Below are 22,034 nucleotides of genomic sequence, written 5' to 3'. Positions count from 1 at the left end.
GTGCTCAATGTTGCGTGGGCTTGTCTTCTTCGTCCACGTACGGCACGTGCTTGCCTTCCTGCGTCTGCGCGCCGAGCTTGGCATCTTCCATGGCGTCTTGATACGCCAGCATGGCGGCAGCCACGGCTTCGGGCTCGCCGTTGAACGAGATCACGCTCTCGCCGCAGTTCGGGCATTCGCCGCCAAAGATGGCGTGGATGCCAGGCATGTCGCGCGGCTCCATCCCTTCAAACTCGGTGAAGGCGGTCTGGCAGGCGCCGCAGACCAGCTTTTCAGGACGCAGCGCGTCCAGCCGGGATTTCGCTTGGGTAACGCGTTCGGCTTGCGTGCCGCGTCGTTTGGCTTCGCCCATGATGACCTCCCAGATCGGGTAAAAACGTTGAAGACGGGATGATACCGAAGGGCGATGCCAACAAGATGATTGCGCGGTGATGCTGGCTCAGCGTGCGGCGCAGGTTGCCGCCGGCACCTCTTCGGATTGCCGTGCCAGGCGCAGCGAAAGCGGAAATGCGATGCATCCGAAGGCGGCTACGCACGCAACAAATGCCGCCAGTGCGGAAACGGTGCCCGGCAATGCGGCAACCGTGTAGATGGCTGCCGATCCGGCGGCCAGATGCATCGCCCCCATCAGGCCCGAAGCGGCACCCGCTGTGGACGGAAAGCTCGTCACACCGCCCGCAAACGACAGCGGTATCAGTACACCATTGGCCAGCGTGATGATGGAGATGGCAAAGATCACCGGCCAGGGCGTGCTCACGCCCGCCAGCGCTACGCCGACCAGGCACGCTGCGCCAAGCGCAAAGAATGCATAGCCGACGCCGAGCAGCCGATCGAGCGCATACCGGCCCGCAAAATGTCGCGACACCAGGTTGCTGAAGATGTACGTGACCGACAGGCTGATGTAGCACGTGCTTGCGGCCTTGGGCCCCAGCCCCATGTGTTCAAGAATCACGGGTGACGCTGCCAGATAGCCGAGGTAGGCCGCATAGCCGACGCACAGGTTGAGCGCGTACGTCCAGAAGCGCGGCTGACGCAGCAGCATCGGGTAATTGCGGAACGTCACGAACGCGCTGCGCTGCCGACGCGCTTGGGGCATGGTTTCCGGGATATAGAGCAGCATCAGCACGACCGCCGCGACGCCCAGGGTGGCGGTCAGCAGGAACGGTGCGTGCCACGAGACGGCGTCCGTCAGATAGCCGCCCACCAGCGGCGCCAGCGCGGGCGACGCCCCGACGATCGGCATGATGGTGGTGAAGATGCGCGCGGCCCGCTTGGCATCGAAGATGTCGCCGATGATGGCGCGGCCAATCACCATTCCTGCCCCGGCACCGAGCGCCTGGAATACGCGCGCCAGGCCAAACAGCGCCACGCTGGGCGCCAGGGCACAGGCGATCGACGCCAGCGCATAGATCATCATGCCGCCGATCACCAGGTGCCGGCGCCCGTAGGTGTCCGACAGCGCGCCATACAGCGCTTGCGCGACCGCCAGCCCGATCACGTACACGCTGAAGGTCTGCTGCAAGGCTGTGATGGGGGCATCCAGCGCCTGGGCTGCGAGCGGCATGCCGGGCAGGTTGATGTCTGAGGCAACCAGGCCGGAGGCGCTCAGCAAGACGAGCGTGCTCAGCAGAATGCCCTGGGGAATCGTCAGATGCGGCGTCAGGCCGGGCCGATGTGTGGCGGTATCCATGTCAAGTCCTTTCGCAATCGGTGCGAAGTCGCGATGCGTTGACTCTATGGCCGCCCATATAATGCTGTCCAAGACTGAATTTGGCAGACTTGATGCACTACAGGACTCACCATGGAACTGCAACAGCTCCGGTATTTCGTCGCCGTGGCAGAGACGGAAAACGTTGGGCGTGCCGCTGAACGGCTGCACATCTCGCAATCGCCGCTCTCGCGCCAGATCCGCCAGTTGGAAGATCACCTCGGGCTGCAACTGTTCGAGCGCGTCAAACAACGCGTGCGGCTGACCACCGCAGGCCGGGATTTCCTCCAAGAGGCCCGCAACCTGCTCGCCCAGGCCGAACGGGTGGAAGAGCAGGCGCGCCAGGCGGGCAGGGGAGAAGCCTGCACGCTCGGCATCGGCTATTGCGAAGGGGTGATCCACAGCGGGCGGCTACCGGCTGCCCTGCGGCAGTTCCGGGCGGCGTATCCGCGTGTGAACCTGAAGCTGTCAACCATGCGCTCCGGCGAACAGGCCGAGGCGCTGGAGCGTTCAGCGATCGATGTCGGCTTCGTCTACAACCCGCCAAAACCCGATGGCACCCTGGCCAGCCGCCTGCTGACGCGCGAGCCGTTCGTGCTGGTGGTGGCCGAAGATCATCCGCTGGCCGCTCGGCCCACTGTGACGGCACAAGACCTGGACGGCCTGCCGTGGATCGCGTTTCCCAAGGCGCTCAACCCGGCGGGGCGCGTGCGGCTGCTGGAGGCGTGCGAATCGAGCGGATTCCGTCCGGATATCCAGTTCGAGGCGCCGCAGATCTCGATCATCCTGGGGCTGGTCAGCGCAGGCCTGGGTGTGGCCGTCATGCAGGACAGCATCCGGCGCATGAACCCGCCCGGCGTAGTATTCAAGCGGGTGGACTGGCTGCCGCTGGCGGTGGAGGTCCATTTGCTGTGGCGGGAACAGGCGCAGAGTGCGGCGCTGTGCAATTTCATGGATGTACTGGGCGCCCCGGCGTGACGATCATCAACCGTTGGGTGGCATCACGGCTGCTATAGTGCGACCCCATTTCGCCAATTTCATGCAACTCGATCGATATGTCCGTCATTCCAGCTTGTCCGCTATGCGCCTCTGAAAACACCTACCAAGATGGCGAGCTCTTCATCTGCCCGGATTGCGCGCACGAATGGAACCCGGCAGCGCAGGAAGTCGAAGTGGAAGCTGAGCCCGTGATCAAGGACAGCAACGGCAACATTCTGAACGTTGGCGATTCAGCCACGCTGGTCAAGGATTTGAAGCTCAAGGGCGGGTCGGGCACGCTCAAGGCCGGCACCAAGATCAAGAACATCCGCTTCGTTGCGGGCGATCATCCGATCGATTGCAAGATCGATGGGGTGAGCTATCTGCTCAAGCCGGAGTTTTTGAAGAAGGCTTAGTCAAGAACGGGTTGGGATCGGCGATGCTGGTTCGTATCAAATTTAACATAATGCAAATTATGAGAAAAACATCCAGGCCAGAGAACAGTGCCGCCAGCGAGCTGATCAGCCCATCAACCCGCCAGCCCGCATCCGCACATCACTCGGCCAGCGCGGCCACCATCCCAACCCGCTTCGGCACGCCCGCCATGATCGTTGCGACCGCGATGGCCAGCACGACCGCGGCGCCCACAAACACGCCAGCCGCACCGTTCGCATCGAACACAACGCCGCCAGCCGCTGCGCCAGTCGCGATGGCAAGTTGGATGGCCGCGACAATCAGGCCGCCAGCACTCTCGGCCTCATCCGGCACCGTGCGCGTAACCCACGTCGACCAGGCCACCGGCACGCCGCCGAACGCCATGCCCCAGAGTGCGATCAGTACGGCGTCGATGACCGGGGCACGGCCCAGCGCGACGAGCGCGATGCCGAGCACCACCATCAGCGCCGGCATTGCAATCAACATCGGCCGCAGACGGCGCTCAAGCACACGGCCGGCGAGCGACGTACCGACAAAGTTGGCGATGCCGTAGCCCAGCAAAATCGCCGACAGCCCGTTCACACCCACGCCGGCAACCTGTTCAAGGAACGGCCGCAGATACGTGAAGAACGCGAAATGCCCGGTGAATACGAGGATCGTGGCAAACATCCCGATGCCGACGGTCGGCCGGCGCAGCACGTCGACCAGCGTGCGCAGCCGGGTCGTTCCGCTCGGCGCCATCGACGGCAGTGTCGCGATCTGCGATGCAAAGGCGATGGCACCCAATGCTGCCGCCGCCAGGAACACATTGCGCCAGCCAATCAGATGGCCGAAGTAACTGCCTAGCGGTGCGGCGGCAATCGTCGCGACAGCAACGCCGCTGAAAATGATCGACAGTGCGCGCGGCACCATCGCGGCGGGCACGAGCCGCATCGCGGTCGCGGTTGCCATGGTCCAGAAGCCGCCGAGTGCGATGCCCAGCACCACGCGGCCGATCAGGATCGTCGTCAGGTTGGTCGCAAATGCAACCGCCAGGTTGGATGCGATGAGCAGCACCGAGAACGCCAGCAGCACGCGGCGCCGGTCGATCGCGCGGGTCGCGGCGGCTGTCAGCAGGCTTGTAACGAGGGCGACCGCTGCGGTGGCTGTCACGGCCTGCCCGGCAACGCCTTCGGTCACGCCCAGGCTTTCGGCCATTGGCGTGAGCAGGCTGGCGGGCAGGAATTCGGCCGTGACGAGCCCGAACACGCCAAGCGTCATTGCAAAGACCGCGCCCCAGGCCGGTTCACGGGGGGCCGCGATTGAGGCGGTGGTGGAGATTCCGGGATTCATGCGTCGTTCCGTATGAGGAAACATCAGGGAAAGTACCAATAAGGGCGCATGGTAGGCCCTGATGATGGGACGGTCTATGACATACAATCCGTTATTGTTGATTGATCGTCCGGAACCCATGTCCGAGCCCCTGCTTTCTCCCCTGCCCGACGTGCATGACCTTGTCAGCGAGCTGTTGCTGGGCATGCGGTTGAGCGGCGTTCAATACCGGCGCATCCAGGTCGCACGGCCCTTCGGGTTGAGCTTCGGCCATGCGCCGGGGCGTGCACAGTTCCATTTCGTTGGGCGCGGGCCTGTGCTGCTGCGGGATGCGACCGGCGCGACGATGTGGCTTGAAGCCGGTGATGCGATCCTGCTGCCGCACGGCAGCACGCATGCGCTGATGTCTGATGTGGATGCCCCGTGTCGCGAAATCGGTGGCTTTGAGGCTGCCAAGATCTGCGACACGGTCGCATCGGTCGGTGTGTCGTCGTGCGCCGGGACGGAGCAGACGGCCGGCGATGCGCTGATCTTCAGTGCGTGCATGGAGCTGGATCTGGGCGGCATGCAGCCGCTCGTCGGCACGATGCCGCAGTTCATGCATGTTGGCACCCTGCTCGCCCGTTACCCTGAAATCCGCCCGATGCTCGACGCGATGGAACGTGAATCGTGCTCAGAGCGCGCGGGTTTTGCGGGCATCCTCGCGCGGCTCGCCGATGTGGTGGCCGCATTCATCGTGCGTGGCTGGGTCGAGTGCGGCTGCGGCGACGCAACGGGCTGGGTGCAGGCACTGCGCGAACCGAAGCTTGGCCGCGCGATCGTCGCGCTGCATCGTGATCCGGGCCGCAATTGGAGCGTTGCAGAGTTGGCTGCGCAGGCGGGCGTGTCACGCTCCGTGTTTGCCGAGCGCTTTCTTGCGGCGACCGGGATGACGCCGGTGCGCTACCTGACCGAACTGCGGATGCGGCTTGCCGCGCAATGGATCGCGCGCGACCACGAGGCGATCGAAGCCGTCGCCTATCGGCTTGGCTACGGGTCACTTGCTGCGTTCAGCCGGGCATTCAAGCGGGTGGTCGGACGGCCACCGGGAGCAGTACGCGCGGAAGCTGGCGCATGACGCACCACGCATGCCGGCGCGTCGTCTTGCCGACGTTCAGCGTTGGCGGTAGCTCTGCGCGAAGTGCCGGATCTCCTTGCTGAACTCCGCACAGACATGCGTCATCAGGTCTGCCGACCGATAGACCATGTAGACGTTGAAGTCGGGCAATTCATCCTCCATCGGCAGCACGTCCAGCGAGCCGGGCACCATGCGCAAGGGGCCGCCAGTGCCGCTGAAGACAAAGTCCGACCACATGCTGATGAGATCGGTCTTGGTGGCCAATTGCAGCCCGAGCAGATTGGATCCGCTCTGCACGATGCGGCGCGGGATGTCGAGCCGGTGCAGGCGCATCAGGCTGACCATCGGGCTGCCGGGGTCATCCAGCGGATCCAGCACGAGCCAGTCTGCATCAAGTAACGGGCGCAGCCGACGCACCCGTCGCAAGGGATGGCCGGGGCGCACAGCCAGGCGCATCGATACAGAGAACAGCGGTTCCCACTGAAAGCTACCAGTGCCAGGCCCGCTGTTGCTGGAGATCAGCGCGAGATCGAGCCGCCCTTCGCGCAAGCCCTCCAAAAGCTGCTGCGGACGTTGCTCGAAGCCGCGCAGTGCAACGTTGGGAAAACGCGTGCGCAACGCTGCCATTGCGTCAGGTAGCGGTCCACCGGAGGCCACGGCGGTAAAGCCGATATTGAGCTCGGCTTCTGCGTGCCCACGGATGGATTCAATGTCTTCCAGCGCGTGACGCAACTCCTGCTCAACCACGCTGGCGCGCTTGACCAGCGCCATCCCATACGCCGTCAGGCTCACACCACGCACCGAGCGCGACAGCAGCGTGACGCCCAACTCCCGTTCCAGTTCAGCAATGGCCTTGGAGAGCGCCGGCTGCGAGATATGCAGGCTGCGCGACGCCTCATGGATGCTGCCGTGCTGTGCCACCGCCAGCAGGATGCGTAGTTGGTGCAGCTTCATGTGGCCCTCCTCTTCTCTCGGGCTGCGCCCTCGCACGGGGCAAGCCTCTTCACCACGGTGCGCCCCGACGATAGGTGACGCGGTCGTCCCTATGTGTCTGATGCCTGTTGGGCAAGGCTTCGCGGGCTTTCCCTGATGGCGGATACGCACCGGTTATGACGGTGATTCTATTTGGTTATCGGGATGAATATTTGCGATTTTTTCTGCGCGCGCGTTCCCGGAATACTTCAAACGCCCAAGGGCTCGCAGAAGCCCTTCCCCAACTCGCGGATGGAGACCCTCATGAACGACGCCACCCTGCAGCCGGCCCTGCCCGCCTCGGCCATCGCTACACCCAAGCCCACCAGCCAGGCGCGGTTGATTGCGGCATGCTCGATCGGCAATGCGCTGGAGATGTACGACTTCACGGTCTACAGCTTCTTTGCGCTGATGATCGGCAAGCTGTTCTTCCCGTCGGATAGCGCCTATGGCTCGCTGCTGCTGGCGGTGGCGACGTTTGGTATCGGCTTTGTGATGCGGCCGCTGGGTGGCTTCGTGATCGGCAACTATGCCGACCGCCACGGACGCAAGGCCGCCATGACACTGACGATCGGCCTGATGGTCATCGGCACGCTGTGCCTGGCCGTCGCGCCGACGTACGCCACCGCAGGCCTGTTTGGCCCGCTGGTGATTCTGGCGGGGCGTCTGCTGCAGGGCTTTTCGCTGGGCGGTGAGATTGGTGCATCGACCGCCATGCTGATGGAGTCCGGCGGCATCAAAGGGCGTGGCTTTCGCGTGAGCTGGCAGTTGGGTAGCCAGGGCATCGCCGCGCTGTGTGGCGCGCTCACTGCCGCCATTCTGTACGGCAGCCTATCGCCGGAAGCGCTGCAGAGCTGGGGCTGGCGTGTGCCGTTTTTCCTGGGCCTGCTGATTGCGCCCGTCGGTCTCTACATCCGATCGCACCTGGACGAAACCCATACGGCCGAAACGCACGCACCCAGCCCGCTCGGCATGCTGTTCCGCGAGCACGGCGGGCTGGTGGTCAAGGGCGTTCTCACCATCATCGGTGGGACGGTAGGCACGTATCTGGTGATCTATTTCATGCCGACCTACATGATCCGCGAGCTGCATCTGCCGGCGTCGCTGTCGTTGCTCGCGGGTTGCGTGACGGGCCTGACCAGCTTTGGCGCTTCGCTGCTTTCCGGTTGGCTGGCCGATCGTCTGCCGCGCCGCAAGCCGCTGGTGGTGGGCGCAACGCTGGTGACCGTGGTGCTGCTCTATCCCGCCTTCTGGCTGATGACGCATTACCCGAGCGTGCCGCTGGTGCTGGCGCTGTCGGCGCTGCTGACCGGCACCCTGTACCTCGGCACCACGCCCATGCTGCTCATGATGATGGAGTTGCTGCCCATCAAGGTGCGCGCCAGCGGCCTGTCGGTGATCTACGCGATTGGCGTGACGGTGTTTGGCGGCTCGTGCCAGTTTGTCGTGACGTGGCTGCTGGCCCGCACCGGCAATCCGCTCTCCCCTGCCTTCTACATGATGGCGTGCAGCGCCATCACGCTGTTGACCGTGCTGAGCCTGCGCGAAGCGCGCGAGTCTCACTAACAACCCATTCCCATTCCAGCAAGGAGCCCCGACATGACCAAAGCGCCTACGCTCACGCCCTTTCAACTGCTGCCGCATCTGCTGCCCCCCATCCATATCGACGCAGAAACCTTCGTCAACATCCGCCGCCAGATCCACGCCCAGCCCGAACTGGGTTTCGAGGTGGGCGGCACGAGCATGCTGGTGGCCGATCTGCTGAAAAGCTGGGGCTACGAGGTGCACACCGGCATCGGCAAAAGCGGCGTGGTGGGCCAGTTGAAGCTCGGTAATGGCACCCGCAAGCTCGGCATCCGTGCCGACATGGATGCACTGCCCATCATCGAAGCCACCGGCCTGCCCTATGCCAGCCGCAACCACGGCAAGATGCACGCCTGCGGCCATGACGGGCACACCGCCATCCTGCTGGCGGCAGCCAAGGCACTGGCCGACAGCCGCAACTTTGACGGCACGCTCAACCTGATCTTCCAGCCCGACGAAGAAAACCTGTGCGGCGCACGCGCCATGATTGAAGACGGGCTGTTCGAGCGTTTTCCGTGCGATGCGGTGTTCGCGCTGCACAACATGCCGGGCGTGGCGGCTGGCAGCTTCCGCGTCTTGCCGGGGCCGGTCAGTCTGTCTTCCGATGTGGCGGACGTCACCATCAAGGGCGTGGGCGGGCATGGCGCGATGCCGCATCGTGCGAGCGATCCGATCGTGGCATCTGCGGCCATCGTCACTGCGCTGCAGACCGTGGTGGCCCGCAATGTCGCGCCGGATGACACCGCCGTTGTCTCCGTTGGCTTCATCCGTGGCGGCATGACGCACAACGTGATCCCCGAATCGGTGACGATCGGCGTCAACGTGCGCGCGGCGCGGCCGGAAACGCGCGCCATGGTGGAGAAGCGCATCCGCGAGATCGTCAGCCTGACCGCACAGGCGCATGGCGTGGAAGCACAGATCGACTATCGCCAACTGACCCCGCCCATGGTCAATACCTTGGCCGAGACCCAGCTCGCGCAGCAGGTCTGCACCGAACTGGTTGGCGCAGACAACGTCGTCACGCAGGCGCCCAAAGGACTCAACGGCAGTGAAGACTTTGCCTGGATGCTCAATGAAGTGCCCGGCTGCTACCTGATTCTGGGCAATGGCGAAGGCGAATTTGGTGGCTGCATGGTCCACAATCCCGGCTACGACTTCAACGATCAGGTGCTGCCGCTGGGCGCAGCCTGCTGGGTGCGACTGGCGCAAACCTACCTGTCCGCCTAATCCCCTGAGTGCAGATGAGAGCCATGCAAAACGTCGCCCTGTCCTCCGCAGCAACACATTCGCCGACGCACCAGGAGATCGTGCAGTGGAGCGCGATCGAGCTGTCTAGGCGCATCCACGCGCGTGACGTTTCCTGCGTGGAAGTCATGGAAGCCTTCCTGGCACAGATCGATCGCCTCAACCCAACGGTCAACGCCGTGGTGGCTCGTGTGGACGCCGCGTGGGCGATCGACCAGGCGCGCGAGCGCGATGTGCTGCTGTCGCAAGGGCTGTCGGGTGGCTGGATGCATGGTTTTCCGCAGGCGCCCAAGGATCTGACGGCTGTCGCCGGCATGGTGACGACGATGGGCAGCCGTGCGCTGGCGCGCAACGTGCCGGCGCGCGACAGCATCATGGCGGAGCGCCTGCGCCGGCAGGGCACGGTGTTCATCGGCAAGACCAATACGCCCGAGTTCGGCCTGGGCTCGCACACCTACAACCAGGTCTATGGCATCACGCGCAACGCGTGGAACCCGGCCCATTCGGCCGGTGGCAGCAGCGGCGGTACGGCAGTCGCGGTGGCGCTGCAGATGCTGCCGGTGGCAGACGGCAGCGACATGATGGGCTCGCTGCGCAATCCCGCCGCGTGGAACAACATCTACGGCCTGCGCCCCAGTCTTGGCCGCGTGCCTTACGGCCCCACCGGCGACGTGTTCTTTCAGCAACTGGGTACCGAAGGCCCGATGGCGCGCAATCCGCAAGACCTTGCCTGGCTGCTTGCCACCCAGGCGGGCTACGACCCGCGTGCACCGCTGTCATTGCAAGACGATCCTGCCGGCTTCACGCGCCCGCTGCATCGCGATTTCCGGCAGGCGCGCATTGGCTGGCTGGGCGACTTTGGCGGCTATCTGGCCGTTGAGCCGGAAGTCATGGCCGTCAACGAGCGGGCGTTGGACACCTTCCGCAACCTGGGCTGCCACGTTGAGGCTCTGCAGCCGTTCTTCCCGATGGATGCGCTGTGGGAATGCTGGTGCACGCTGCGCGCCATGATCGTGACCGGCAACCTTGGCCAGCTGTACGCCAACCCAACCACGCGGGAGTTGCTCAAGCCCGAAGCGATCTGGGAAGTGGAACAAGGCCATCGCCGCGGGGTGGTTGACATCAACCGCGCCACTACCACCCGCGCGAACTGGTATCAGGCGTTGCTGGCACAGTTTGCCGAGTACGACTTCTTGGTCCTGCCGAGCAGCCAGACCGCACCGTTCGCGGCAGAGGAACATTGGCCCAAGACGGTTGCCGGCCGCGCGATGGATACGTATCACCGCTGGATGGAAGTGGTCATCGGCCCGACGCTTGCCGGTGTTCCGGCGGCAAGCTTGCCGTCGGGCTTCACAGCCGATGGTCTTCCGCTGGGTCTGCAGGTGATTGCACCACCGCGCTCAGACTTTGCCTTGCTGCAGCTTGCCGCCGCATGGCACGAGGCATTTGCGCCGGCGCACAGCACATCGCCCTTGCTGCGCTGATCGTCTGCAGAATGGACTACGCAGCGGCTTCCAGATCGGCAATCACTGCCGCCAGGAATCTTGCCGCTTCACCGCCGGTTACGACGCGGTGGTCAAACGTCAGACTCAGCGGCAAGACACGGTGGACGGCAGGCGCGCCGCCGGCCGCAACCACCTGCTCGTGGATGCGCCCTGCGCCCAGAATTGCCACCGTGGGCGGCACGACGATCGGTGCGGCATATTTGCCCGCGATCATGCCGAAGTTCGACAGCGTGATCGTGTTGCCGCGCAGCTCTTCCGGTGGAATCTTGCGCGCCTTGATGTCGGCGCGCATGCGATCCAGCCCGGCACGCAGGTCGGCGGCATCTCGATGCGCGACGTTGCGCAGCACGGGCACAAACAACCCGTCTGGCAGATCCACAGCGATACCCACGTCGATTTTTTCCAGCACGTGGCGCCGCCCGGCATTGCCGTCAAACCAGGCGTTCAAGCCGGGCACTGCGCGGCAGCCAGCCACCAGCGCACGGATCAGACGGATCGTCACGTCCGTGCCCGGCGCCCAGGCGTGAATGTCGGCATCATCGATGACGGTGGCAGCAGCCACCTCGTTCTGCGCACGGGCCATGTTCTGGGCCATCGCACGCCGCACGCCGCGCAGCACTTCGGGCGGGCCCAGATCGGCAAACGTCTTGGCGGCACGTTCGACATCGGCGGCGGTGATCACGCCATCCGGCCCCGACGGCGTGACCATCGAGAGGTCCACATCCAGCTTGCGCGCCAGTGCCCGGACAGCGGGCATCGCCTTGACACCACCCGCGCCGGCGCCTGCTGCGCCTCGGCCCAGCGCGGCGGGCGCTTCGTGCACCACGTGTTGCCCCGCCGGCATCTGGCCCACCACCGTGCCGGCATCGGCATCGCCCCCACCGTCGCCCTCAAAAGCGACCAGCGCCGCGCCAAGATGCACGATGTCGCCGGGTTGACCGAACAGCTTGGCAACGCGGCCCGATTGCGGCGACGGAATCTCCACGATCGCCTTGGCGGTCTCCACCGATACCAGTGGCTGATCGGCCTGGATGGCATCGCCCACCTTGACGTGCCATTCCACGATCTCCGCCTCTTGCAGCCCCTCACCGAGGTCCGGCAGTTTGAAGACGATCATTGTTCAGGTGCCCTCCAGCGTTTTCCTGACCGCCGCGAGAATGCGCTCCACGCTCGGCAGGTAGTGGTGCTCAAGCCGGGGCAGCGGCATGACCACGTCGTAGCCCGTCACGCGCTGCACGGGTGCCAGCAGTGAATACAAGCCGTGTTCAGCAATGTTGGCGGCAATCTCCGCGCCTACCCCTGACGTGCGTGCGGCCTCGTGCACGATCACGCACCGGCCGGTCTTGGCCACCGATGCCAGGATCGAATCCATATCCAACGGCTTAAGCGTGGCCACGTCGATCACCTCGGCGGCGATGCCCTCTTCGGCAAGCTGGTCGGCAGCGGCCAGCGTTTCCTGCAAGGCACCGCCCCAGCTCACCAGCGTGACGTCGGTGCCGTCGCGCAGCACAAAGCAGGTATCCAGTGGCAGGGCTTGACCGTCGTCTTCCACCGGTTGCTTGAACACGCGATACAACCGCGTCGGCTCGAAAAAGATCACCGGGTCCGGATCACGAATGGCTGCCAGCAGCAGCCCATACGCCCGCGCCGGAGACGACGGCACCACCACGCGCAACCCCGGCATATGCGTGAACAGCGCCTCCGGGCTTTCCGAGTGGTGCTCAGGTGCGTGGATGCCACCGCCGCTGGGCGCGCGAATCACCATCGGGCACGACAGCCGCCCGCGTGTGCGGTTGCGCAACCGCGCGGCGTGGTTGAGCACGTTGTCGATGGCCGGATAGATGAAACCGCTGAACTGGATCTCCACCACCGGCTTGAGGCCCACCGCCGCCATGCCGATGGCCGTGCCGGCCAGCGCGGTTTCCGCCAGCGGGCTGTCGAGCACACGCTGCGGCCCGAAGCGTGCCTGCAACCCCACCGTGGCACGGAACACACCGCCATTGACGCCAATGTCTTCGCCCAGCAGCACAACGGACGGGTCGTGCTCCAGCGCATGCGCCAGCGCCAGGTTGACGGCCTCGACGAGGTTGACGTCAGCCATGTGCACCCCCGTTGGAGGCGAATGCCAGCGCCATGGCACGCTGCCATTCGAGTGCGCTGGGCAAGGTCGCGTACAAGTGGTCGAACATCGCATCCGGCCCCGGATGTTCGACAGCCATGTATTCGGCAACCGCCTCTTCTACCTGCGCATAGCAGGCGCGGCCGAGTTGGTCTTCCTGCGCCTTGTCCCACGCGTTAATGCTGGTCAGGTACTTGCGCAGTCGCAGGATGGGCTCGGCTTCCCAGGCTTGCTTGACGATGTCGGAATCGCGGTAGCGCGTGGCGTCGTCGGCGGTGGTGTGGTCGCCTAGGCGGTACGTCACGGCTTCAATGAGCGTGGGGCCGCCCCCCGCCCTGGCGCGATCCAACGCTTCCTGCGCGGCTTGCCGTACCGCAATCACATCGTTGCCGTCGACCTGCAGGCCGGCAATCCCGGCGGCGATGGCTTTTTGCGCCAGCGTCTGCGCAATGGTCTGCCGGCTACGCGGCACCGAGATCGCCCACTGGTTGTTGTTGATGATGATTACCAGCGGCGCGTTCCACACGCCCGCGAAGTTCATGCCTTCGTAGAAATCGCCCTTGGAGGTGCCACCGTCACCGATGATCGCGACCGCCACGCGGGGCTCGCCGCGCAACTGGAACGCGTAGGCCGCACCCGCTGCGTGGCACACCTGGGTGCCGATCGGCACGCAGTTCGGAAAATCATTGGGTACCTTGCTGAACGCGCTGCCGCGCTCGTCGCCGCCCCAGTACAGCAGGCTCTCGGCCATCGTGACGCCGCGCAGCAATTGCGCGCTGTGGTCTCGATAGGACGGGAACAGCACGTCGTCCGAATGCATGACGCTGGCGACGCCCACACCAATCGCCTCCTGCCCCACAGAAGACGCAAACGTGCCAAGCTTGCCGGTGCGCTGCAGCGCAACCGCCTTGGTGTCGAATGCACGGGTGAGCACCATCGCGCGGTACAGCGCGAGGAGCGTTTGCACGTCCTGCGCAAACGCCGGGAGTGGCTGGACCGGCTTGCCCTCGCGGTCCAGGACCTGCAGATAGTCGATCTGAAAGCTGCCGACCGTGGTCATGACTGCAGCCCCTTTGTTCTTTTGGTCTCCTTCCCACACTAGACGTTGGGCGACCGAAAACAAGCCCAGCCGTTTGGCTGAGGCGCGTGGGGGTGTAGACGGCGGCTTTCGCTTTTGCGGTGCAGCGTGCTGCGTTCAGAACTCCACGTCCAGCTCGTCGATGTCTTCGGTCTCAAGCTGTGCGGCTTCCATCCACTCGCGCACGAACGGATGTTTGAGCACGGTCGCGCAGTACTCGGCGATGTCCGGGTCGAGCTTGACGTCGTAGGTGAGAAAGCGCGTCACAACCGGGGCGTACATCGCATCGGCCATGCCGGGCGCCTTGCCGAACAACCACGGGCCGCCATAGCGCTGCAGGCATTCGCGCCAGATGGCGACGATGCGTTCGATATCGTCCTGCGCACGCGACCAGACCCGGAAGTTTGGAAACTGTGCGCGCAAGTTCATCGGCAATGCAGAGCGCAGTGCGCTGAAGCCGGAATGCATCTCGCCACAGACGGCGCGGCAATGCGCGCGCGCCGCGCGGTCGGCCGGCAGCAGATGCGCCTGCGGACGGATCTCGTTGAGGTATTCGGCAATGGCAAGGGTGTCCCACACCTTGATGCCCTCGTGGTGGAGACACGGCACGAGAATCGACGGCGACAGCAGCAGCAACTCGGCACGCGCGGCGGCATCGTCGACCGGCACCACCACCGTTTCAAACTCGATGCCGGCCAGCCGGGCGAGCAGCCAGCCCCGCAACGACCACGACGAATAGTTGCGGCTGCTGATGGTCAGCGTAGTGGTCGTCCGGCTCATGGCGGTCTCCGTGGGTGCCTGCCTGGGCGCGCTTCACCAAATCTGGACGTTCTGCACCGAAACGCCGCATGCGCACCATTGCATGACGTGGCGCGCAGCCCGCGCAAAGCAGGCCGTCGTCGCCTGGCGCGCGCTATGTCGCCTTGGATGGCGCGCCGTGCCTGGCGATTCGCAAACACCATGCCAGTGCAAACCGGTCTGGCATATGACTTGCCTTGCCCCTTGTCTGACCGGTACGCCCACGCTGCAGGCCTGCGCCAACGACGCCATGAATATCCTTGCCTATCCCGCCTACCAGGCGATCACGGAGCTGATGCGGCCGTGGCGGGATGCTGCAGCCATTGCGCGGGCAACGATTGCGGCGACCCCCGCGTTGGCCGAGAGCCCACACGGCCGCTACATCGATGCCTGCTGTGAGCTCGTACAGATGGCCGGCCTATCGCACCACCGGCCGCCCTTTGGCATCGACACCGTGCGCTCGGGCGGTGAGCCTGTCGCCGTAACGGAAGAGATCATCTGCAATACCCCCTTTGGTGCGTTGCTTCATTTCCGCAAGGCCGGCGGTCCGCAGCAGCCACGGGTGCTGATCGTCGCGCCGATGTCCGGACACTTCGCCACGCTGCTGCGCGGCACGGTGCGGACCATGCTGGCCGACCACGATGTGTACATCACCGATTGGCACAACCCGCGCGACATTCCGCTGTCCGCCGGCAGTTTTGGTTTTGGCGACTACGTTGGCCACGTTATCGGGTTCCTGCAACAACTCGGGCCCGATGCTCACCTCGTGGCCATCTGCCAACCCACCGTGGCCGCGCTGGCTGCCGTGGCGCTCATGGCTGAAGACGGCGACCCCGCCCAGCCCGCCAGCATGACGCTGATGGCTGGGCCGATCGACTGCCGCGTCAATCCGACCAAGGTCAACGCACTGGCCAACAGCCGGCCGATCGAGTGGTTCGAGCGCAACCTGATCAGCGTGGTGCCAGCAGGCTTTGTGGGTGCGCAGCGGCGTGTGTATCCAGGCTTCATGCAGTTGTGCGCCTTCATGTCGATGAACCTGGATCGGCACGCGGCATCGTTCTCTGACCTGCACCATGAGCGCGCGAAGGGCGACCCAACCAAGGCCGAGACGATCCGCACGTTCTACGAGGAGTACTTCGCCACCACTGACCTGACGGCCGAGTTCTACCTGGAAACCGTGAGCACGGTGTTTCAGCAGTACGCGCTGCCGCTCGGGCAGTTGCGCGTAGGTGGCCGACGGGTCGAGCCGCGCGCCATTCGCCATACCGCCTTGCTGACCATCGAGGGCGAGAAGGACGACATCTGCGCGGTCGGCCAGACGGTGGCCGCGCAGGACTTGTGCAGCAGTCTTAGGCCGTACATGAAGCGGCACCACGTGCAGACCGGCGTGGGGCACTACGGTGTATTCAATGGCCGCAAATGGGAAACGCAGATCTATCCGATGGTGCGCGCCACCATCCATGACCATGAACCGCGTGAGCGCAGCGCAGCCACCGCGTCGCAGGCCGGTGGTCAGGTTGTCAGCCTGCGTAACTGGATCGAATCCTCAAAGGCCGCGGCTCCCGGCCAGATGTAGCCAATCCCACACGGCCCGCACGGCGCCTTCCTCCAGGCGTGTTGCTGGCATCACGGCCCAGAACGCATAGCGGCGGATGACCGGCCCCTCGAACGGCTGCACGAGCGCGCCCGCATCCAGCGCGTCGCGCACCAACGGCAGGTTCGCCAGGATCACGCCCTGCCCCGCCATGGCCGCAGACATGGCGTGCCCGTCGTCGGACAGCACGATGCCCGACTCGATCTTGAGCACGTGTTCGATGCCAGCCGCACGGGCCCACAGAGGCCAGCCGATGGGTTGTGGCAACGTGCGCTGCCATTCCGAGTGGATGAGCGGCACACGCGCCAGATCGTCGTGCGACCGGATGTTCAGCCCCGGGTGGCAGACCGGTGCATAGGCGTCGTCAAAGAGGTGCTCGGCGACGAGGCCAGCGCTGGCGGCAGGCGACTCGCCATAACGCACGGCCAGATCCGCACTGCCGCCATGCAGATCGACCACCGTGTCGGACGCATGGATGCGCAGATCCACCTCCGGATGCTGCGTGGCGAACTCCCCGAGCCTCGGCACGAGCCAGCGTGCGGCCAGCCCCATTGGCGCGGTGAGCGTGACGCGCTGGCGGGCCGGCTGAGCCTCCGGCGCCCGGATGGCATCGACGGCCTGCGCAAACGCATCAAAGCCCGTGTTGAGCACCGGGTACAGCCGCTCGCCGGCCTTCGACAACCGTAGCGCGCGCACCTGCCGCTCAAACAGCGTCACACCCAGCGTCTCTTCCAGCCGGCGGATCTGGTGGCTGATGGCCGTGGGCGTGACCGACAGTTCGTCGGCAGCGCGCTTCATGCTGAGATGGCGCGCGGTGGCCTCAAAGGCCCGCAGCGCGCTCAGGGGTGGGAGTTTCCGCATGCGCGGATTGTGTCACGGGCACGTTACCCGCATCGTCGGCGTGGATGAATCCATGTCATCCATCGTGCGCAAAACTTGTCGTTTGTCGCAGTGCAGCGCGGTTCATAGAGTGGGCACACCTCCACTCACAACGGATTCGACATGACCCGTCTTCTGCACCTTGATTCCAGCGCCCGGCCGGGCAGTTCCGACACGGTGCGCCACGGTTCGCATACCCGCCGGCTCTCGGCACGCTTCGTGGCGCGCTGGCGCGAACGTGAGCCCGATGCGCACATCGTCTACCAAGACGTCGGCGCACAACCGCCGCCGCCCGTGGATGGCCACTGGGTGCACGCCGCGTTCACGCCCCCCGCACAACGCGAACCGTGGATGCACGACCGGCTTGCGCAAAGCGACGCACTGATCGACGAGTTGCTCGCTGCGGATGTGATCGTGGCCGGCGTGCCCATGTACAACTTCGGCATGCCGGCGCAGTTCAAGGCCTACATCGACAATATCGTGCGCGTAGGCCGCACCTTCGGCTTCGACCGCAGCCGCGCTGGTGCGCCCTACTGGCCGCTGCTTGCCGGCATGAACAAGCGCCTCGTCATCCTCAGTTCACGCGGTGACTTCGGCTATAGCCCCGGCCAGCGCATCGCCCATATGAACCACGTGGAAGGCGGTGTGGCCACGGCGTTCGGCTACATCGGCATCACCGATGTGGCGTCGGTTGCGATTGAGTACGACGAGTTTGCGGATGATCGCCTGCACGCATCCATTGCGGCAGCAGAAGCCGGCGTCGATGCGCTGGTTGCGCGTATGGCGGTCGGCGTCATTCCGGAGGTGATCTAGTCAGGCATGGGAGCGATCGTGTAGCAGTTTTCTACGCACGGCGTAACACAACTCAAGACTGGCGAAAAAGCGTGACAGGACAATGGCTTTCCATTTCCGCTCAGGGAGCCAGGATGTTCTCCGATTGCCACGAACGTATCGCAAAGCTCAAGACGCAAGACCCACGCTTCTCAAGGCTGCTCCGTCGCCACACCGCGCTGGAGCAGCATGTCCGCAACATGGAATCCGCCAAGGCCACGCCGGCCCAGCCCGTGCTCGCGATGCTCAAGCGCGAGAAGCAAGTGCTTGAAGGTGAGCTTCGCGCCATCCTGCAAGGGATGCCGGTCGCTGAAGCGGCTTAGTCAATCAACCGCCCGTCCGGCTCGAAGAACGGGTGCGGGCCATCGAATTCGCCCACGTAGGCGAGATGGCTCACCAGCCCCTGGCCCGTCACCCATGCATGCACCTTGTAGGCGGGCGGCTCCATTACAAAGCCGGGCTTGCCTGCCGGGTCCAGATCCAACGCCACCTGGTGCGCGGGCGATGGGCAGGTCGATGCCACCGTGCCCGCAAAGCGTATGTCGATGGAGCGATGCAGATGGCCGCAGATGATGCGCTCGACATTGCCGGCCGCGCGCACGATCTGCGCAAACGGCGGGATGTCGTCTTCAGCCAGCGACTGCACATCCATGTGATGGATGCCCGTGGCAAACGGCGGATGGTGCATGGCGATGACGGTCGGGCGCTGCGTTTCCTGCGCCAGCGCATCGGCCAGCCAGCCGAGCCGCTGCATGCCCAGGCGGCCGCCCGGGTGACCGGCGTCCAATGTATCGAGCACGATCAGGCGCACGTCGCCAATGTCGGTCCAATACTGGAAGGCATGCGGGTCTTGTGCCGCAGCCGGAATGGGCGCGAGCCAGTCGGCAAAAGCCTCGCGCGCGGCGTCTCGCGCGTCATGGTTGCCGAGTACCGGCAGCATGCGGATGCCTGCTGCATCCAGCGGGGCCAGCACGGCGCGCAGGTGCGCGTATTCCTCGGGGGAGCCGGCATCCACCAGATCGCCGGTCAGCACAATGGCCTCGGGGCGCTCCGGCTGCGCGAGGACGTGCGCCACGGTGCGTGCCAGATAGGCGGCGGAATCGACGCGCCGATACGCTAGTCGCCCCGGGCGCTTGATATGAAGATCGGTCAGTTGCAGGAAGTGCATCACGCTTGCAAGGTGAGGAGTCGGTCTGCCGGAACATCAAAGCCGACCGCATGGCCCGGCGCAAAGTGCTGGCGGCCGGGCACGTCAATGAACAACGGCGTGGCCGACACCCCCGCCACGCGCACTCGGGTGCGGAACCCGAGAAACACCGCCGATTCCACCGTGCCCTTGAGCGCGGCATGCGCCGGATCGGCCAGCACGGCATCTTCCGGGCGGAAGAACACGGTATCGCCCTCGCCCGCCAGCACGGGCACACGACCACCCGCACAGACGAACGCACCATCCCGCCGCAGGCCGTCTAGCCGGTTCATGATGCCGATGAAATCCGCCACATGCCGGTTGGCCGGTTGGAAGTAGATCTCACGCGGCGTGCCGATCTGCGCGATGCGCCCGGCTTCCATCACGACGATGCGATCGGCCAGTGCCATCGCCTCTTCCTGGTCGTGTGTGACATAGATAGTGGTGATGCCGAGGCTGCGCAGCAGGCGGTCCATTTCGGCGCGCACGGATTCGCGCAGCTTGGCGTCGAGCGCCGTGAGTGGTTCGTCGAGCAGCAGCACGCGCGGTTCGGGCGCCAGGGCACGCGCCAGGGCCACACGCTGGCGCTGGCCGCCGGAGAGCTGATCGACAGCGCGATCGGCATACGGCGTGAGATGCATCATCTCCAGTAGCGTGTCTGCACGGGCGCTGATCTGCGTGTCGGACAGGCCATTCTGGCGACGCTGGATGCGCAGGCCGTATTCCACGTTGCCGCGCACGCTCAGGTTGGGAAACAGTGCGTAGTTCTGGAACACCATGCCGACACGGCGACGCTCAATCGGGCGTGCGGTGACATCCTCGTCGCCAAAGCGCACGGTGCCGCCCGCATCTGGCGCCTCCAGCCCGGCGACGATGCGCAGCGTGGTGGTCTTGCCGCAGCCCGAGGGGCCGAGCAGCACGACGGTCTCGCCTGCGCCGATATCGAGGTCGAGCGGGTCCAGCACACGCTGGCCGCCGAAGTGCTTGCCGCAGCCGCGCAACTGGATCGGCACGGGCGCGAGATTGAGAGAATCGTTGCTCATCGGGAAGTCTTTCCGTTGCGGGTGTCGCTCGTGCGCAGCCCGCCAAAGCGCTGCATCAGCACCAGCAGCGGCACGATCATGACGAAGAAGATCAGCGTGTAGGCGCTGGCAATCTCCAGGCGCATCGACGCATAGGTGTCGGCCAGGCCGACCGGCAGGGTCTTGGTTTGCGGGGTGTGCAGCATCCAGGTCAGGTTGAATTCACCCACCGACAGCGTCACCACCGTCAGCGCGCCGGCCAAGATGCCGGGCTGTACGTTGGGCAGCACGATGGTGCGAAAGCGCTGAGCAAACGTTGCGCCCAGGCTGGCGGCGCCCTCCTCCAGCGTCTTCAGGTTCTGTCCCGACGCCACGGCCGCCACCGAGCGCACCATGAATGGCAGCGTGAACACCACGTGCCCGACGACGATGAACCAGAGGCTTTCGCGAAAACTGCCGAATCCGCCATACGCGACGATCAACCCCAGCGCCGTCGCCAAGCCCGGTAGTGCCACGGGCAGCGTCAGGAATTCTTCGATCAGGCGGCTTGTGCGGCTCTGGCGGCGCGCCAGCACATAGCCGGCCGGCACGCCTGCGGCCAGCACGATCACCAGCGTGCACAGCGCCACGAGCAGCGACATCCAGATCGAGGCCTGGTACATGTCCCACACCTGGGCGACCCAATCGAGCGTCCAACCGCTCTTGAAACCGCGGATGTAGTTGCGTGTCAGGCCCACGGCCATCGACAGCACAACCGGCACGATCAGGAACAGGCAAAGCAGCAGCGTGATGAGCCACTGCGAGAGGGAAAGCAGGCGTTTCATGCTGCCGCTCCCGTCTGCCCACCACTGGCCGTGCGCGCAATTGCCAGCACCAGCCAGGTCACTACACCCAGCACCACTGACAGCGCCGCCGCCATCGCAATGCCTGCGTTGAGCGTGAACTCGGTATAGATCGTCATCGGCAACACGTCGATTTCGGTGGCGAGCGTGAAAGCCGTGCCGAACGCGCCCATCGACGTGGCAAAGCAGATCGCCCCGGAGGCGATGAGCGCGGGCGCCAGCCCCGGCACCAGCACATCGCGCGTCACCTGCCACGACGACGCCCCGAGCGAGCGGGCCGCCTCTTCCAGCGAGCGGTCGAGCTTTTCCGCTGCCGCCATCACCGTCAGCACCACGCGCGGGATCGAGAAATACAGGTAGCCGAGAAACAGACCACCGATGGAATAGGCGAAGACCCATTTCTCACCGGTCAACTGGCGTGTCAGGTCACCCAGCAGGCCCTGGCGCCCGGCCAGCAGGATCACCATGAAGCCAACCACCACGCCCGGAAACGCCAGCGGAAACGTCAGCATGGCCGTGATGAGCCGTTTGCCCGGTACGTTATGGCGCACCAGGAACAGCCCCGCGATGGTCGAGAGCACAAGCGTTGCCAGTGTCACGGCCGCCGACAGCAGCACCGTGGAAACAAGACTACTCAGATAGCGCGGCGTGGTGAGCGCTGCCGTGTAAGTGGCGATCAGGCCTTCGCTGCCGCTCACACGCAGCAGCGCAGCCATCGGCAGCAGCCAGAACGCACAGAACAGCGCGACGGCTGGCGCCAGCAACGCCACCCGCCACCGTGCGGGCAGTACCGCGTCCTTGGGCAAGGTGGTTCGGGTGACGGTGCTCAT

At 65.1% G+C, this 22,034-nt stretch carries 22 protein-coding genes; 9 read left to right on the top strand and 13 right to left on the bottom strand.

What is annotated here, in order from left to right; genetic code table 11:
• Positions 1–4 precede the first annotated feature (4 nt).
• Positions 5–352: a hypothetical protein gene (locus tag V6657_RS08545; RefSeq protein WP_021194479.1), complete on the bottom strand. Its 348-nt coding sequence runs from the start codon at positions 350–352 to the stop codon at positions 5–7.
• An 87-nt stretch (positions 353–439) separates the two neighbouring features.
• Entirely contained in the window at positions 440–1,690 is a 1,251-nt protein-coding gene (locus V6657_RS08540) for a multidrug effflux MFS transporter (RefSeq protein WP_048932381.1), read from the bottom strand.
• 111 nt (positions 1,691–1,801) lie between these two features.
• Between V6657_RS08540 and V6657_RS08535 the strand changes: the two genes are divergently transcribed.
• Both V6657_RS08535 and V6657_RS08530 read left to right on the top strand, forming a co-directional pair.
• Positions 1,802–2,686, top strand: a complete 885-nt coding sequence (locus tag V6657_RS08535; RefSeq protein WP_053166309.1) for a LysR substrate-binding domain-containing protein — start codon at positions 1,802–1,804, stop codon at positions 2,684–2,686.
• A gap of 77 nt (positions 2,687–2,763) precedes the next feature.
• Positions 2,764–3,102, top strand: a complete 339-nt coding sequence (locus V6657_RS08530; RefSeq protein WP_048932382.1) for a zinc ribbon domain-containing protein YjdM — start codon at positions 2,764–2,766, stop codon at positions 3,100–3,102.
• Positions 3,103–3,241: 139 nt separating this feature from the next.
• On the opposite strand, the gene V6657_RS08525 is transcribed toward V6657_RS08530, so the two are convergent.
• On the bottom strand, positions 3,242–4,453 hold the full coding sequence (locus V6657_RS08525) for an MFS transporter (protein WP_048932383.1): 1,212 nt from the start codon (positions 4,451–4,453) through the stop codon (positions 3,242–3,244).
• A 76-nt stretch (positions 4,454–4,529) separates the two neighbouring features.
• On the opposite strand from V6657_RS08525, the gene V6657_RS08520 reads away from it, so the two are divergent.
• Positions 4,530–5,549: an AraC family transcriptional regulator gene (locus V6657_RS08520; protein ID WP_048932384.1), complete on the top strand. Its 1,020-nt coding sequence runs from the start codon at positions 4,530–4,532 to the stop codon at positions 5,547–5,549.
• Between the two features lie 36 nt (positions 5,550–5,585).
• Here the strand turns inward: V6657_RS08520 and V6657_RS08515 are convergent, their stop codons facing one another.
• Positions 5,586–6,503 carry a LysR family transcriptional regulator gene (locus tag V6657_RS08515; protein WP_048932385.1) on the bottom strand — a complete coding sequence of 306 codons (918 nt, stop codon included), beginning with the start codon at positions 6,501–6,503 and terminating at the stop codon, positions 5,586–5,588.
• Positions 6,504–6,785: 282 nt separating this feature from the next.
• On the opposite strand from V6657_RS08515, the gene V6657_RS08510 reads away from it, so the two are divergent.
• From V6657_RS08510 to V6657_RS08500, 3 genes are read left to right on the top strand one after another with little or no spacing between them, the layout of a single operon-like run.
• Positions 6,786–8,087: an MFS transporter gene (locus V6657_RS08510; RefSeq protein ID WP_048932386.1), complete on the top strand. Its 1,302-nt coding sequence runs from the start codon at positions 6,786–6,788 to the stop codon at positions 8,085–8,087.
• Positions 8,088–8,120: 33 nt separating this feature from the next.
• The gene (locus V6657_RS08505) at positions 8,121–9,332 is read left to right on the top strand and encodes a M20 aminoacylase family protein (protein ID WP_048932387.1); all 1,212 of its coding nucleotides are present in this window, start codon (positions 8,121–8,123) and stop codon (positions 9,330–9,332) included.
• A gap of 23 nt (positions 9,333–9,355) precedes the next feature.
• Positions 9,356–10,834: an amidase gene (locus V6657_RS08500; RefSeq protein ID WP_048932388.1), complete on the top strand. Its 1,479-nt coding sequence runs from the start codon at positions 9,356–9,358 to the stop codon at positions 10,832–10,834.
• 16 nt (positions 10,835–10,850) lie between these two features.
• On the opposite strand, the gene V6657_RS08495 is transcribed toward V6657_RS08500, so the two are convergent.
• From V6657_RS08495 to V6657_RS08480, 4 genes are all read right to left on the bottom strand, one after another.
• Positions 10,851–11,972 (bottom strand): dihydrolipoamide acetyltransferase family protein, encoded by a 1,122-nt coding sequence (locus tag V6657_RS08495; RefSeq protein ID WP_048932389.1) that lies wholly within the window; start codon positions 11,970–11,972, stop codon positions 10,851–10,853.
• A gap of 3 nt (positions 11,973–11,975) precedes the next feature.
• Entirely contained in the window at positions 11,976–12,956 is a 981-nt protein-coding gene (locus tag V6657_RS08490) for an alpha-ketoacid dehydrogenase subunit beta (RefSeq protein ID WP_048932390.1), read from the bottom strand.
• Positions 12,949–14,034 carry a pyruvate dehydrogenase (acetyl-transferring) E1 component subunit alpha gene (gene pdhA / locus V6657_RS08485; RefSeq protein ID WP_048932391.1) on the bottom strand — a complete coding sequence of 362 codons (1,086 nt, stop codon included), beginning with the start codon at positions 14,032–14,034 and terminating at the stop codon, positions 12,949–12,951. Before pdhA ends, V6657_RS08490 begins: the two co-directional genes overlap by 8 nt.
• A 135-nt stretch (positions 14,035–14,169) precedes the next feature.
• Positions 14,170–14,832: a glutathione S-transferase family protein gene (locus V6657_RS08480; RefSeq protein ID WP_048932392.1), complete on the bottom strand. Its 663-nt coding sequence runs from the start codon at positions 14,830–14,832 to the stop codon at positions 14,170–14,172.
• A 268-nt stretch (positions 14,833–15,100) separates the two neighbouring features.
• Between V6657_RS08480 and phaZ the strand changes: the two genes are divergently transcribed.
• A complete protein-coding gene (gene phaZ / locus V6657_RS08475) occupies positions 15,101–16,426 on the top strand; it encodes a polyhydroxyalkanoate depolymerase (protein WP_048932848.1) in 1,326 nt (441 codons plus the stop codon).
• Here the strand turns inward: phaZ and V6657_RS08470 are convergent.
• Positions 16,397–17,305 (bottom strand): LysR substrate-binding domain-containing protein, encoded by a 909-nt coding sequence (locus V6657_RS08470; RefSeq protein WP_082170121.1) that lies wholly within the window; start codon positions 17,303–17,305, stop codon positions 16,397–16,399. The two genes, phaZ and V6657_RS08470, sit on opposite strands and share 30 nt — an antisense overlap.
• 141 nt (positions 17,306–17,446) lie before the next feature.
• On the opposite strand from V6657_RS08470, the gene V6657_RS08465 reads away from it, so the two are divergent.
• A complete protein-coding gene (locus tag V6657_RS08465) occupies positions 17,447–18,136 on the top strand; it encodes an NAD(P)H-dependent oxidoreductase (protein WP_048932393.1) in 690 nt (229 codons plus the stop codon).
• 113 nt (positions 18,137–18,249) lie between these two features.
• Positions 18,250–18,477 (top strand): hypothetical protein, encoded by a 228-nt coding sequence (locus V6657_RS08460; protein WP_048932394.1) that lies wholly within the window; start codon positions 18,250–18,252, stop codon positions 18,475–18,477.
• Here V6657_RS08460 and V6657_RS08455 read toward each other — a convergent pair.
• The 4 genes from V6657_RS08455 to V6657_RS08440 are packed head-to-tail and all read right to left on the bottom strand — an operon-like array spanning position 18,474 to position 22,034.
• Positions 18,474–19,322, bottom strand: a complete 849-nt coding sequence (locus V6657_RS08455; protein ID WP_048932395.1) for a phosphodiesterase — start codon at positions 19,320–19,322, stop codon at positions 18,474–18,476. The genes V6657_RS08460 and V6657_RS08455 overlap by 4 nt on opposite strands.
• Complete coding sequence (locus tag V6657_RS08450; protein WP_048932396.1) at positions 19,322–20,383, bottom strand: ABC transporter ATP-binding protein; 1,062 nt, start codon at positions 20,381–20,383, stop codon at positions 19,322–19,324. Before V6657_RS08450 ends, V6657_RS08455 begins: the two co-directional genes overlap by 1 nt.
• Positions 20,380–21,186 (bottom strand): ABC transporter permease, encoded by an 807-nt coding sequence (locus tag V6657_RS08445; RefSeq protein ID WP_048932397.1) that lies wholly within the window; start codon positions 21,184–21,186, stop codon positions 20,380–20,382. The genes V6657_RS08450 and V6657_RS08445 overlap by 4 nt, the downstream gene beginning before the upstream one ends.
• Positions 21,183–22,034 (bottom strand): ABC transporter permease, encoded by an 852-nt coding sequence (locus tag V6657_RS08440; protein WP_048932398.1) that lies wholly within the window; start codon positions 22,032–22,034, stop codon positions 21,183–21,185. Before V6657_RS08440 ends, V6657_RS08445 begins: the two co-directional genes overlap by 4 nt.

Origin of the sequence: Ralstonia sp. RRA, from assembly GCF_037023145.1 — a bacterium.
Lineage (GTDB): Bacteria > Pseudomonadota > Gammaproteobacteria > Burkholderiales > Burkholderiaceae > Ralstonia.
Note: the sequence above shows the minus strand (reverse complement) of the source record. Positions and strands in the feature narration are given on the sequence as shown.